Source organism: Streptomyces sp. 130, from assembly GCF_007096885.1.
Taxonomy (GTDB): Bacteria; Actinomycetota; Actinomycetes; order Streptomycetales; family Streptomycetaceae; genus Streptomyces.
In genome coordinates this window covers 1-14,997 of record NZ_VJNO01000059.1, presented here as the reverse complement: position 1 = coordinate 14,997, position 14,997 = coordinate 1, and the positions used below count along the sequence as shown (strand labels likewise).

Genomic DNA, 14,997 nt, shown 5'->3' with positions numbered 1-14,997 from the left:
GTCAGTCCTCCTGAGGGGAAAGGGTGATGTCACCGGTCTCTCCGGTGGCCTCGGCGATCCTGGCGGCCAGGACCGGTCCGATCTGGGCCAGCGAGCCGGCCCGGGTCATCTGGTCGTGCCGGGTGGTGATCTCGTGGGATTCGATCCGGCCGGTGACGTACGGGCGCCAGACGTCCGGTCCGGCGTCGTCCTGGCCCCGGTCGATCGTGGAGTTGAACAGCAGCAGGTCGCCGTCGTGACGGCCGGGTACGAAGTCGACCGCCAGCTTCGCGTTGTTGATCATGATGTCGACGATGACCTCGACCTGCCGTTCGTCGAGCCCGGCGAGGGCGCTGCCGCGCCGGTTCAGCACCTCGGCGACCTCCGCGTAGGTGATGTCGCGGTCGCCCAGCTCGGCCGGGTCGACGTCGAGCACGCCGACGAGCACGTCCCGCACGGTGGGCACGGGCTCGTCCTCGAACCGGACGTCCTTCACCGGGTAGGCGTCGAGGACGGCCAGGAGCGCGGTCCGTTCGCCGCGCGCCCGGAGTTCGCAGGCGAGTGCGTGGGCGATCAGTCCGCCCGCGGACCAGCCGAGCAGCAGGTACGGCCCCTGCGGCTGGATCTTCTGGACGTGGTCGGCGTAGTCGGCCGCCATCTCCTCGTACGACTTGGGCAGCGGTTCGGGGCGTCCGAGGCCGCGCGCCTGGATGGCGTAGACCGGGTGCTGCGGGCCGACGTGGTTGAGCAGCCCGCTGTACGACCAGCTGATGCCGCCGCCGGGGTGGACGCAGAACAGCGGTGTCTCCGTGCCGGTCGAACGCAGCGGGAGCAGCACGTCGAGCGCGTCGTCGGGGTTGTCCATGGCGAGGCGTTCGGTGAGTCCGGCGACGGTCGGCGCCTCGAACAGCATCCGCAGCCCCAGTTCCAGGCCCAGGGTCTCGCGGACGCGCGCGGCCAGCCGGGCGGCCAGCAGCGAGTGTCCGCCGAGGTCGAAGAAGCCGTCGTCGATGCCCACGTGTTCGCGTCCGAGTACTTCGGCGAACAGGCCGCACAGCAGCTGCTCCTGCGGGGTCCGGGGCCCGCGTCCCACGCCCGACACCCCGTAGTCCGGGGCGGGCAGGGCGGCCCGGTCCAGCTTGCCGTTGGCGGTCAGCGGCAGCGCGTCCACCGTGACGAAGGCCGCCGGGACCATGAAGTCGGGCAGTTCGCGGCGCAGCCGGCCGGACAGCTCGGCGGCCTCCGGCACGGTGCCGGGGGCGGGCACCAGGTAGGCGACGAGGCGCTTGTCCCCGGGCCGGTCCTCACGGGCGACGACGGCCGCCTGGGCGACTTCGGGGCAGCCCGCCAGGACGGCTTCGATCTCGCCGGGCTCGATGCGCTGGCCGCGCAGCTTGACCTGGTGGTCGACGCGCCCGGCGAAGTCCAGCGTGCCGTCAGCACGCCACCGGGCGAGGTCGCCGGTGCGGTACATCCGGCTCCCGGCGGGCCCGTACGGGTCGGCGGTGAAGCGCTCCGCGGTCAGGCCGGGCCGGCCGAGGTAGCCGCGCGCCACCCCCGTGCCCGCGAGGTACAGCTCGCCGACCAGGCCGGCCGGCAGCGGGCGCAGCCGGTCGTCCAGCACATAGGCGCGCATGTTCGCCATGGGGCCGCCGATCGGCACGGTCGCGGCGTTCTCGGGGAGGCCGCGCACCGGGTGGCGGGTGGCCAGGGTGGTGGCCTCGGTGGGTCCGTAGCCGTTGACGACCTCGGTGCCGGGGCAGGCGGCGAGGACCCGGGCGACGGCGGCCGGGGAGACCACGTCACCGCCGGTCCACACCTCGCGCACTCCGGCGAGCAGCCCGGGGCGCTCCTCGGCGACGAGCCGGAACAGCCCGGCGGTCAGCCAGAGTCCGGTCACCCCGTGCGCGGCGACGGTGTGCTGGAGCAGGTCGAGGTCGAGCTGTCCGGGCGGTGCGACGACGATCCGGCCGCCGTTGAGCAGCGGCACCCACAGTTCGTACGTGGAGAGGTCGAAGGCGGTCGGGGAGTGCATCAGCACGCGCTCGTGGCCGCCGCCCCGCCACTCGGGGGTCAGGGCGAGGCCCACCACGTCCCGGTGGGTGACGGCCACGCCCTTCGGCCGCCCGGTCGAGCCGGAGGTGTACATGATGTACGCCAGCTGTCCTGGTTCGCACGGCACGTTCCCGGCGTCCGGCTCATGGCTCCCGGACCCCTCCAGGGCGGCCAGGACCTCCTGGGTGAGGACCAGGGCGGCACCGCTCTCCCGGAGGATCAGGTCGATCCGGGAGGCCGGGAAGCGCGGGTCGAGCGGGACGTAGGCGCCGCCCGCCTTGATGACGGCCAGGATCGCCACGACCAGCTCGGCCGAGCGGTCGAGCATGACGGCGACCGGGGTCTCGGGCCGTACGCCCTGGCGGATCAGGGCCCGGGCCAGCGTGCCGGCCCGCCGGTCGAGCTCCGCGTAGGTCAGCTCGGTGCCGTCCGCCACGACGGCGACGGCGTCGGGGGTGGCCCGCACCTGCCGGGCGAACAGCGCCGGCACCGCGTCCGCGGGCAGTTCCGCGGCGGTGTCGTTGAACTCGTGGAGCAGCCGGTGGCGTTCGGCGGCGGACATGAGGTCGATCCCGCTGATCGGCCGGTCCGGTTCGGCGACGGCCGCCCGCAGCAGCCGGGCCCAGCGCTCGAACAGCAGCTCCACGGTGGCGGCGTCGAACAGGTCGGTGGCGTACTCCACCGCACCGACCAGCCCGTCGGCGCCGCCGTCCGGACGGAACTGCTCGGCCAGGCTGAAGGTCAGGTCGACCCGGGACGTCCCGGTCGGTGCCTCCAGGTGGCCCGTTTCCAGGCCGGGCAGCGCGAAGTCGCCGAGCGGCGCGTTCTGCAGGGCCAGCATGACCTGGAACAGCGGGTGGTGGGCCAGGGACCGCACCGGGTTGGCCACCTCCACCAGGTATTCGAACGGCACGTCCTGGTGGTCGTACGCGGTGAGCGCCTTCTGCCGGACCCGGCCGAGGAGTTCGGCGAAGCCGGGGTCGCCGCCGGTGTCGGTGCGCAGGACGAGGGTGTTGACGAAGAAGCCGACGAGCTCGTCCAGCGCCTGGTCGGTGCGGCCGGCGATCGGGCTGCCGATGGGGATGTCCGGGCCGGCGCCGAGCCGGGTGAGCAGCGCGGCGAGTCCGGCCTGGAGCACCATGAACATGCTGGCGCCGCGTTCGGCGGCCAGGTCGCGCAGGGCCTGGTGCAGCTCGGGGTCGAGCCGGACGACGACCCGATCGCCGCGCTGGGAGGCGACGGGCGGCCGGGGCCGGTCGGCGGGGAGCTGGAGCTGCTGCGGGATGCCGTCGAGCTCGTCGCGCCAGTAGGCGAGCTGCCGGGCGAACAGGCTGTCCGGGTCGCCGGCGTCGCCGAGCAGGTCGCGCTGCCAGCGGGTGTAGTCGGCGTACTGCACGGGCAGCGGGGACCAGGCCGGTTCCTCGTCGCGGCAGCGAGCGGCGTACGCGGTCGCGAGGTCGGCGGAGAGCGGGCCCATGGACCAGCCGTCGGCGGCGATGTGGTGCACGACGACGAGCAGCACGTGCCGGTCGGGGGCGAGCGCGAACAGCTCGGCCCGGACCGGGGGCTCGGCCGCCAGGTCGAAGCCGCGCCGCGCCGCCTCGGCCAGGCGCCCGGGCAGCGCGCTCTCGTCGAGCTCCGTAACGGGCAGCGCGGGGTGCGCCTGCGCCGGGTCCAGCACGACCTGGTGCGGGGTCCCGTCGGTCTCGCGGAACACCGTGCGCAGGCTCTCGTGCCGCGCGACGACGTCCGCGAGCGCGGCGTGCAGGGCGGCCCGGTCCAGGCTGCCGGTCAGACTCAGCGCGAGCGGCATGTTGTACGTGGCGCCCGGCCCGTCCATCCGGTGCAGGAACCACAGCCGGCGCTGGGCGAAGGACAGCTCCACCCGCTCCGGGCGCGGCAGCGCGGTCAGCGCGGGGCGCGCCGCTCCGGCGCCGTCGAGGCGGGCGGCGAGACCGGCCACGGTCGGGGTCTCGAAGAGGGTGCGGACCTCCAGCTCCGCGCCGAGGGTCGCCCGGACCCGGGAGGCCAGGCGGGTCGCGAGCAGCGAGTGCCCGCCGAGGTCGAAGAAGCTGTCGTCCACTCCGACCTGGGCGAGTCCGAGTACTTCGGCGTACAGCTCCGCGAGCAGCTGCTCCTGCGGGGTGCGGGGCGCCCGTCCGCCGGCGGCCGGGCCGAGGTCGGGCGCGGGCAGTGCGCGCCGGTCCAGCTTCCCGCTGGCCGTCAGCGGCAGGGCGTCCAGCGCCATGAACACCGACGGGACCAGGTAGTCGGGGAGCCGTTCGCGCAGCCAGTCGCGGAGTTCACCGAGGAGGGCGCCGGTGCTCCGGCTACCGGTCGGGCGGTTGGTCAGCGAGGACGGCGCCCGGTCGGCGCTTGCGGCCGGGCGGTACTCGACCGGGGAGCCGTGGAGCGCCTCCGGGTCGGCGAACACCACGTCCAGGGCGTCGCTGGAGGTGGCCGACCAGGTGACGGAGACCACGCGGCCGGCGGCCCGGCCGAGGGCGTGGAAGTCCTCGGGGTCGGGGAGGCCGGTCTCCTCGTCCGGGGCGTGCAGCCGTTCCAGCAGCTCCGCGAGGGCGCCGTCCTCCTCGTGCAGCGCTCGGGCGAGGGCGGCTTCCCGCACGACACGGCGGTTCGGGACTCCGGTGATCCGCAGGACGCCGGCGGGCGGTTCGGCGAGCAGGTCGCGCAGCCCGTCCGGGCCCGCGATGTCCCGGCCCCAGGCCAGCTCGACGGTCCGGGGCGCGGGCTCCGGGGCGGCCGGGGCCTTGTGCAGCGTGACGTCGTAGCGGTAGCGGCTCAGTTCGTTGTGGTGGCGGCCGCGCTTGACCTCCACGGCCACCGCGCCGATGTCCGTGCCGTGCGCCCTCAGGACGGTGAAGAAGTCCGGGTCGACGAGGAGTTCCTTCTCCACCCTGACCGCCTGCTCCACCGCGCGGCGTACGGCGGCGGGGTCGGCGTCGTCGCCCGTCCGGTGCAATTGGACGGCGGTGGCGAAGGGGCGCAGCAGCCGGAGGTTGCGTACGTCTCCGACGAACAGGGCGCCGCCGGGGGCGAGCAGCCCCATCAGCTTGCGGATGACGTCGGCGAGGTAGTCGGCGGAGGGGAAGTACTGCACCACCGAGTTGATGACGATGGTGTCGAACGCACCGGCCGGCAGCCCGTCCGTGTCGTGTGCCGGACGGGTCTGGAGCACCACGCGCCCCGCGAGCCGTTCCTCCCGGGCCACCTGGGCGGTCAGCGCGTCGATGGCGGTGGCGGAGAAGTCGGTCGCCCAGTAGCTCTCGCAGTGGGGAGCGATCCGGGAGAGCAGCAGGCCGGTACCGACGCCGATTTCGAGCACCCGCCGGGGGCGGAGGCCGAGGATGCGGGACACGGTGGCGTCGCGCCATTCCCGCATCTGCTCCTCGGGGATGGGCTGTGCGTCGTAACTGCTGTTCCATCCGACGAAGTTGTCGCCGAAGGGCGCTGTGTCGGGGGCGATGGGCAGGGCGTCGTAGATGTCCTGCCACTCCCCCACCTGGTCCGCTTCGAGACCGCTGTCCCGGGCCGTGTCCTGGTGCGGCACGACGTAGCCGACGAGCCGGTCGTCCTGGGCCACGACGGCGGACTGCGCGACGGCGGGGTGTGCGGCGAGCGCGGCCTCGATCTCGCCGGGCTCGACGCGGAAGCCGCGCACCTTCACCTGGTCGTCGGCGCGTCCCGCGTAGTCCAGCTGTCCGTCGCCCAGGCGGCGGACCAGGTCGCCGGTGCGGTACATGCGCTCACCGGGGGCGAACGGGCAGGCGACGAACCTGCCCGCCGTCAGTCCGGGCCGGTTCAGGTATCCGCGGGCGAGACCGGCGCCCGCCACGTACAGCTCCCCGGTCACGCCCGGCGGCACCGGCCGCAGCCGGTCGTCCAGCACGTACACCCGGGCGTTGGCGATGGGCCGGCCGATGGGCGGCACGCCGGTGCCGGGGTCGAGCGGGTCGCTCATGGTCGCGCAGACCGTGGTCTCGGTCGGGCCGTACGCGTTGATCATCCGGCGCCCGGGCGCCCACCGCGCCACCAGCTCGGGCGGGCACGCCTCGCCCGCCACCACCAGGGTGGACGCGGTCACGGCCCCGTCGGGCACGGCGGCGAGGACGGACGGCGGGACCGTGGCATGGGTGATGCCGAGGTCCGGGTCGGTGAGTGCGGCGAGGGGCCCGGCCGCCGGGGGCAGCACGAGCGCGGCGCCGCTGAGCAGGGCGGTGCAGATCTCCGACACCGAGGCGTCGAAGCTGGGCGAGGCGAACTGGAGGACACGGCTGTCGGGGGCGACCGCGAACCGCTCGATCTGCCCGGCGACCAGGCTCGCCACACCACCGTGTGCGACGACGACGCCCTTGGGGCGGCCGGTCGAGCCGGAGGTGTAGATGACGTAGGCCGGGTTCCGCACATCCACCGCGACCTGCGGATCGGTCTCGGGCCACTCCCCCTCCGACACCATCGCGGGATCGTCCACCACGAGCACCGGACGCGCGTCGTCCAGCATGTACGCGATCCGAGCCCGCGGATACGCCGGATCAACCGGAAGATACGCGGCACCGGCCTTCAGTACACCCAGCACCGCGACGACCGACTCCACCGACCTCGGCAGAGCCACCGCCACCACCTGCTCCGGACCCACCCCACGCCCGATCAACGCATGAGCGAACCGGTTCGCACGAGCATCGAGCTGACCGTACGTCAGCCGCTCGTCGCCGCAGACGAGCGCGACCGCGTCCGGCGTCGCCGCCACCTGGGCCGCGAAGGCCCGGGGCAGGGGGACCGCGCCGACGTCACGGGCGGTCGCGTTGTCCCGCTCCAGCAGCCGGTGCCGCTCCTCGGCGTCGAGGAGGTCGATCCCGCCGATCGGCTGTTCCGGGTCGGCGGTGACGGCCTTCAGCAGCAGCGTCCAGCGCCTGACCAGCGCCTCGACCGTCGTGCGGTCGAAGAGGGCGGTGGCGTATTCGACGGCGCCGACGATGCCGGCCGGGGTGCCGTCCGGGCCGAACCGCTCGACCATGCTCACGCCGAGGTCGAACTTCGCGGTGCCGGTCGCGACCGCGTAGGTCGTGACGTCCAGGCCGGGCAGCGAGAACCGGCCGGCCGGGGCGTTCTGCACGGCCAGGATGGTCTGGAAGAGGGGGTGGTGGGACAGCGACCGGGAGGGGTTCAGCGCCTCCACCAGATGCTCGAACGGCACGTCCTGATGCGCGTAAGCCGACAGAGCCGTCTCCCGCACCCGCCCCAGCAGCTCACCGAAACCAGGATCGCCGCTCGTGTCCGTCCGCAGCACCAGCGTGTTCACGAAGAACCCGACCAGATCGTCCAGCGCCTCATCCGTACGCCCCGCGATCGGACTCCCGATCGCGATGTCCGTTCCCGCACCCAGCCGCGTGTACAGCGCGGCGAGAGCGGCCTGCAGCACCATGAACAGACTGGTCCCGGACTGCCTGGCCAACTCCTTCAGGGCGCGATGCAGTTCGGCGTCGAGTTCCAGGCCGATGTGGTCGCCCTGCTGACCGGCGACGGCCGGGCGGGGGCGGTCGGTGGGCAGGGGGAGCAGTTCCGGCAGGCCGGCCAGCTGGCGCTTCCAGTAGCCGAGTTGTTCGGCGAACCGGCTCTCCGGGTCGGCCGCGTCACCCAGCAGGTCTCGCTGCCAGAGCGTGTAGTCGGCGTACTGGACGGGCAGCGCCGGCCTGTCCGCCGTCCGGCCCTCGCAGCGTGCCGCGTACGCCTCGGCGAGGTCGCGGGCCAGCGGCCCGGTGGACCAGCCGTCGGCGGCGATGTGGTGCATGACCAGCAGCAGCACGTGTTCGTCGGGGGCGACCGTGAACAGCTCGGCCCGCAGCGGCGGTTCGGCCGCCAGGTCGAAGGGCTGGCGGGCGGACTCGGCGAGCAGGTGGGGCAGTTCGTCCGCCGGCACCTCGGCCGGGCGGGCCCGGAGCCGGACGGCGGCCGGTTCCAGCAGGCGCTGGCAGGGTACGCCGTCGACCTCCTGGAAGACCGTCCGCAGGCTCTCGTGCCGGGCCACCACATCGGCCAGCGCCCGGTCGAGCGCGCCCCGGTCGAGCGTTCCGGTCAGCTGGAGCGCCAGCGGGATGTGGTACGTGGCGGCGGTGGCGTCCATGCGGTGCAGGAACCACAGGCGGCGCTGGGCGAAGGACAGCGGCACCAGGTCGGGCCGCTCGTACGCGGTGAGCGCCGGGCGCACCCCCTCCTCCGCCGCCAGCATCCCGGCCAGTCCGGCCACCGTGGGCGTCTGGAAGAGGGCGCGCAGTCCGAGCTCCGCCCCGAGCACCGAGCGCACCCGGGCGACCAGCCTGGTGGCGAGCAGGGAGTGCCCGCCCAGGTCGAAGAAGTCGTCGTCGACCGAGACCCGTGGCACGTCGAGGACCTCGGCGAACAGCTCGGCCAGGATCTGCTCCTGCGGGGTGCGCGGCGCCCGGCCGCCCCCCGTGGACACGGCGTCGGGCGCGGGCAGCGCCGCCCGGTCCAGCTTCCCGTTCGGCGTCAGCGGCAACGCGTCCAGCAGCACGAACGCGGACGGCACCAGGTAGTCCGGCAGCCGCTCGCGCAGATGGGCAGCCAGCTCGGCGGGGCGTACGGTGGCAGCGGTGACCGGCACCACGTAGCCGACGAGCCGGTCGTCCCGGGCCACGACGGCGGCCTGGGCGACGCCGGGGTGCGCGGCCAGCGCGGCCTCGACCTCCCCCGGCTCGATCCGGAAGCCGCGCACCTTCACCTGCTGGTCGGCGCGGCCGGCGTACTCCAGCTCGCCGTCGCCCCGGCGCCGGACCAGGTCGCCGGTGCGGTACATCCGCGCGCCGGCCGGACCGAACGGGCAGGCCGTGAACCGTCCCGCCGTCAGGGCCGGGCGGCCCAGGTAGCCGCGTGCCAGGCCGGGGCCCGCGACGTACAGCTCGCCGGTCACGCCCGGCGGCACCGGACGCAGCCGTTCATCCAGCACGTAGGCCCGGAAGTCCGCGACCGGGCGGCCGATGGGCGGCACGCCGGTGCCTGGGTCGAGCGGGTCGCTCATGGTCGCGCAGACCGTGGTCTCGGTCGGGCCGTACGCGTTGATCATCCGGCGTCCGGGCGCCCACCGCGCCACCAGCTCGGGCGGGCACGCCTCGCCCGCCACCACCAGGGTGGAGGCCGTGAGTCCGGCGTCGCCCAGGGCGGCGAGGGCCGAGGGCGGCAGTGTGACGTGGGTGACGGCCGGCCCCGGGTCCGCCAGGGCGTCCAGCGGGGCGTCGGCGGGGGCGAGGACGAGCGCGGCGCCGGTCAGCAGCGCACTGGACAGGTCCCAGAAGGACGCGTCGAAGCTGGGCGAGGCGAACTGGAGCACCCGGCTCCCCGCCGCCACGCCGAGCCGGTCGGCCTGCACCGCCGCCAGGCGCGACACGCCCGCGTGGCTCACGACGACGCCCTTGGGGCGGCCGGTCGAGCCGGAGGTGTAGATGACGTAGGCCGGGTTCCGCACATCCACCGCGACCTGCGGATCGCTCTCCGGCCACTCCCCCTCCGACACCATCGCCGGATCGTCCACCACGAGCACCGGACGCGCGTCGTCCAGCATGTACGCGATCCGAGCGCGCGGATACGCCGGATCAACCGGAAGATACGCGGCACCGGCCTTCAGCACACCCAGCACCGCGACGACCGACTCCACCGACCTCGGCAGAGCCACCGCCACCACCTGCTCCGGACCCACCCCACGCCCGATCAGCGCATGAGCGAACCGGTTCGCACGGGCGTCGAGTTGACCGTACGTCAGCTGATCGTCGCCGCAGACGAGCGCGACCGCGTCCGGCGCCGCCGCCACCTGGGCCGCGAACAGCTCCGGCAGGCTCGTTCCGGCGTCCTCGGCCGCCACTGCGGGCAGCAGCTCGGCGCGCTCCTCGTCGGACAGCAGGCCGAGCTCGCCGATCGGGCGTTCCGGCGCGGCGACCGCCTCGGCCAGCAGCCTGGTCCACCTGGCGGCCAGTGCCTCGACCGTCGCCCGGTCGAACAGGTCGGTGCTGTACTCCACGGCGCCGCTGAGGCCGGCCGGCTCGCCGTCCGGGCCGTACTCCTCCGCGAAGCCGAAGGTCAGGTCGAGCCGTGCGGTCCCGGTGAGCACGGGCATCGCGGAGACCTGGACGCCGGGCAGGTCGAAGGCGCCGCCCGGCGCGTTCTGCACGACGAGACCGGTCTGGAAGAGGGGGTGGTGGGACAGCGACCGGGAGGGGTTCAGCGCCTCCACCAGATGCTCGAACGGCACGTCCTGATGCGCGTAAGCCGACAGAGCCGTCTCCCGCACCCGCCCCAGCAGCTCACCGAAACCGGGATCACCACTCGTGTCCGTCCGCAGCACCAGCGTGTTCACGAAGAACCCGACCAGATCGTCCAGCGCCTCATCCGTACGCCCCGCGATCGGACTCCCGATCGCGATGTCCGTCCCCGCACCCAACCGCGTGTACAGCGCGGCCAGACCCGCCTGCAGCACCATGAAGAGGGTTGCCCCGGACCGTCGCGCCAACTCCGCGAGACGGGCGTGCAGTTCCGCGTCGATGCGGAGTTCCAGCACGGCACCGCCGTACGACATGACGGCCGGGCGCGGCCGGTCGGCGGGGAGGAGCAGCTGTTCGGGCATGCCCGCCAGCGTCCGCTGCCAGTAGGCGACCTGGCGGGAGAAGAGGCTGTCGGGGTCGTTCTCGTCGCCGAGGATCTCGTGCTGCCACAGGGTGTAGTCGGCGTAGGTCACCGGCAGCGGCGGCCACTCGGGGACCCCGCCACTGCGCCGGGTGGTGTAGGCGGCGGCCAGGTCGCGGGCGAGCGGGCCCATGGACCAGCCGTCCCCGACGATGTGGTGCATGACCAGGAGCAGCACGTGCTCGTCGGGCGCGACGGCGAACAGCTCGGCGCGCAGCGGGATCTCGGTGGTGAGGTCGAAGCCGCGCACGGCGGCGTCCCGGAGCAGCCCGGGCACCTCGGACTCGCCGGCCGGCCGGACGGTCAGCGGGACGCCGGCCTCGGCGGTGTCCAGCACGCGCTGGTGCGGGATGCCCCCGGTGTGCGGGAACACCGTGCGCAGGGTTTCGTGCCGGGTCATCACGTCGACCAGGGCGGCGCCGAGCGCGTCCCGGTCGAGGTCGCCGGAGAGCCGCAGGGCCAGCGGCATGTGGTAGGTGGCGCTCGGCGCGCCGAACTGCTGGAGGAACCAGAGACGGCGCTGGGCGAAGGACAGCGGCAGCATCTCGCGGCGGGGGCGGGGCACGAGAGCGCGGCGCGCGGTGCCGGCGCCGTGCAGCCCGGCCGCCAGCCCGGCCGGGGTCGGGGTCCGGAACAGTGCGCGCAGCTCCAGTTCGATCCCGAGGGTCGCCCGGACCCGCGAGACGAGCCGGGTGGCGAGCAGGGAGTGCCCGCCGAGGGCGAAGAAGTCGTCGTCCGCCCCGACCCGGGCGAGGCCCAGGACGTCGGCGAAGAGCTCGCACAGGATCTGCTCCTGCGGGGTGCGCGGCGCCCGGCCGCCCCCCGTGGACACGGCGTCGGGCGCGGGCAGCGCCGCCCGGTCCAGCTTCCCGTTCGGCGTCAGCGGCAACGCGTCCAGCAGCACGAACGCGGACGGCACCAGGTAGTCCGGCACCCGCTCACCGAGGTACGCGGCCAGTGCGGCCGGGGTCGTCGCGGCCGGGTCCGCCGGGACGACATAGGCGACGATCCGCTCCTCCCGGGCGAGGACCGCGACCTGCGAGACGCCCGGGTGCGCGGTGAGCTCGGCCTCGATCTCGCCGGGCTCGATGCGGAAGCCGCGCACCTTGACCTGGTGGTCGACGCGGCCGGCGAACTCCAGCTCGCCGTGGGCTCCCCAGCGCACCAGGTCGCCGGTGCGGTACATGCGCGTGCCGGCCGGCCCGTACGGGTCGGCGACGAAACGTCCGGCGCTCAGCCCGGGCCGGTCGAGGTAGCCGCGGGCGAGCCCGGCTCCGGCGAGGTACAGCTCGCCCAGGACGCCGGGGGCGACCGGGCGCAGGGCCTCGTCCAGCACGTAGACCCGGCAGTTGTCGACCGGGCGGCCGATCGGCACGGGCCGCGGGCAGTCGGCGGGGTCGGCCGGGAGGGCGTAGGCGGTGATGACGTGGGTCTCGGCGGGGCCGTAGTGGTTGTGCAGGACCCGGCCGGGCCGGGCGGCGAAGCGGCGTACGGCACCGCCGAGGCGCATCGCCTCCCCGGCCTGGGCGACGAGCCTCAGGTGCGGCAGGTCGAGACCGGCCTCTTCGGCGGCCTCGGCCAGCGCCTCGACCACCAGGTTCGGCGCGAACAGCTCCTGGACGCGGTGGCGGTCCAGCCAGTGGGCGAACAGCTCCGCGCTGCGGCGCTGCTCGTCGGTGGGCACCACGAGGGTCTTGCCGTACAGCAGCGCGGACAGCATCTCCTGCACGGAGACGTCGAAGCTGATCGCGGTGAACTGCGCGGTGCGCGTGCCGGGTTCGCCGCCGACGGCCCGGTGGTGCCAGGCCAGCAGGTTGAGCAGGGCGGCGGCGGGCATGACGACGGCCTTGGGCCGTCCGGTGGAGCCCGAGGTGTAGATGACGTAGGCCGGGTGGCGCGTGTCCGCGCGGACGCCGGGATCGTGCTCCGGCAGCGTGCCGGCCGGTGTGACGGCGGCGAGGTCGTCGAGGACCACGGCCGGGCGCGCGTCCCGCAGCATGTACGCGATGCGGGCGGCCGGGTAGTCCGGGTCCACCGGCACGTAGGCCGCGCCCGTCTTGAGCACCGCGAGGACCGCCACCACCAGCTCGGCGGAGCGCGGCAGCCGGAGGGCGACGACCTGCTCGGGGCCCACTCCGCGCGCGATCAGCGCGTGGGCGAGGCGGTTGGCCCGGCGGTTCAGTTCGCCGTACGACAGCACGGTGTCCTCGAAGACCACGGCCGGGGCGTTTGGGGTGGCCCGGACCCGCTCCTCGAAGAGCGCGGGCAGGGTGGTGCCGGCGGCGGGGCGGGCGGTGTCGTTGCGGGCGACCAGCAGTTCGTGGCGTTCGTCGGTGGTGAGGACGTCGATGCGGCTGAGCGGGAGCCCCGGCTCGGCGACGACCGCCGCGAGCAGCCGCAGCCAGCGGGCGACCAGTGCCTCCACGGTGGCGGGGTCGAACAGGTCGGTGCTGTACTCGACGCGCCCGACGATGCCCTCGGCGGCGCCGGGGCCGCCGCGCTCCAGCAGGTGGAAGCCGAGGTCGAACATCGTCGTCGGTGTCCCCACCAGGACGGGTTCGGTGGCCAGACCGCTCAGCGCGAAGTCGGTGCGGGGCACGTTCTGGAGGGCGAGCAGCACCTGGAACAGGGGCTGACGCGTGAGCGACCGGGACGGGTTGAGGGCCTCCACGACCTGCTCGAACGGCAGGTCCTGGTGGGCGTACGCGCCGAGCGCGCTCTCCCGGACCCGGCCCAGCAGTTCGGCGAACGTGGGGTCGCCGGAGGTGTCGGTGCGCAGGACCAGCGTGTTGACGAAGAAGCCGATGAGGTCGTCGAGGGCCTGGTCGGTGCGGCCGGCGATCAGGCTGCCGACCGGGATGTCCTTGCCCGCGCCCAGCTTGTCCAGCAGGGAGGCGAGGGCGGCCTGGAGCACCATGTACACGCTGGCGCCGTGTTCGCGGCCGAGCCGGACCAGTCCGGCGTGGAGTTCCGCGTCCAGTTCGATCGCGAGCCGGCCGCCGGAGCTGGTGGGGGCGGCGGGGTGGGGGCGGTCGGCGGGGAGCCGGATATGCTCCGGCAGGCCCGCGAGCGTCCGGGTCCAGTAGTCGGTCTGCCGGGCGAGCAGGCTGTCCTCGTCGGAGGCGTCGCCGAGCAGTTCGTGCTGCCAGAGGGTGTAGTCGGCGTACTGCACGGGAAGCGGTGCCCACTGCGGGGCCTCGCCACGGACACGTGCCGCGTAGGCGGTGCCCAGGTCCGCGGCCAGCGGGCCGAGCGACCAGCCGTCGCCGGCGATGTGGTGCATCACCAGCAGCAGCACGTGCTCGTCGGGCGCGACCGCGAACACCTCCGCGCGCAGGGGCGGTTCGGCGGCGAGGTCGAAGCCCCGCGCGGCGGCGGCCGTCAGCAGCGCCGTGAGGTTCCGCGCGTCGGCCGGGGTCACCGCGAGGGCCGGGGGCGTCGCGCCGGCGGACAGCACCTGCTGGTAGGGCACCCCGTCCTGGGCCGGGAAGACCGTACGCAGGGTCTCGTGCCGGTCCGCGAGGTCGCCCAGCGCCGCTTCGAGGGCGGCGAGGTCCAGCGGACCGGTGAGCCGCCAGGCGAGGGGCATGTTGTAGACGGATTCGGCGCCCTCCAGCTGGCGCAGGAACCAGAGGCGGCGCTGCGCGGAGGACAGCGGCACCCGCTCGGGGCGCTCCGCCCGTTCCAGCGCGGGCCTGGCCCGGCCGGCGGTGCCCAGACCGGCGGCCAGCCCGGCCACGGTCGGCGTACGGAAGAGGGCGGGCAGGGCCAGCTCCACGCCCAGCGTCTTACGGACGCGGGCGACGAGCCGGGTGGCGAGCAGGGAGTGTCCGCCGAGGTCGAAGAAGTCGTCGTCGGCCCCGACCCGTGGCACGCCCAGCACCTCGGCGAAAAGCCCGGCCAGCACGTGTTCCTCGGGCGTACGCGGCGCCCGGCCGGCCGTCACGGCCGCGTCGGGCTCGGGCAGGGCGTGCCGGTCCAGCTTGCCGTTCGGGGTCAGTGGCAGCGCGTCGAGCGGGACGAAGGCGGCCGGCACCATGTACTCCGGCAGCCGCTCACGCAGGTGCGCCCGCAGCTCCTCGGTCCGCGGCGCGGCACCGGCGGCGGGCTGCACGTAGGCGACGAGCGCGGCCCCCCGGGCGCCGTTGTGCCGGACGAGCACGGCGGCACGGGCGACGCCGGGGTGCTCGGCGAGGACGGCCTCGATCTCGCCGAGCTCGACGCGGAAGCCGCGCACCTTCACCTGGTCGTCCG

At 74.5% G+C, this 14,997-nt stretch carries 1 protein-coding gene; it reads right to left on the bottom strand.

Annotated features, from left to right (window positions below; translation table 11 throughout):
- Nucleotide 1 precedes the first annotated feature (1 nt).
- Nucleotides 2–14,997 (bottom strand): non-ribosomal peptide synthetase (locus FKN01_RS30615; protein ID WP_143625916.1); only part of this gene is annotated, 14,996 nt, incomplete at its 5' end.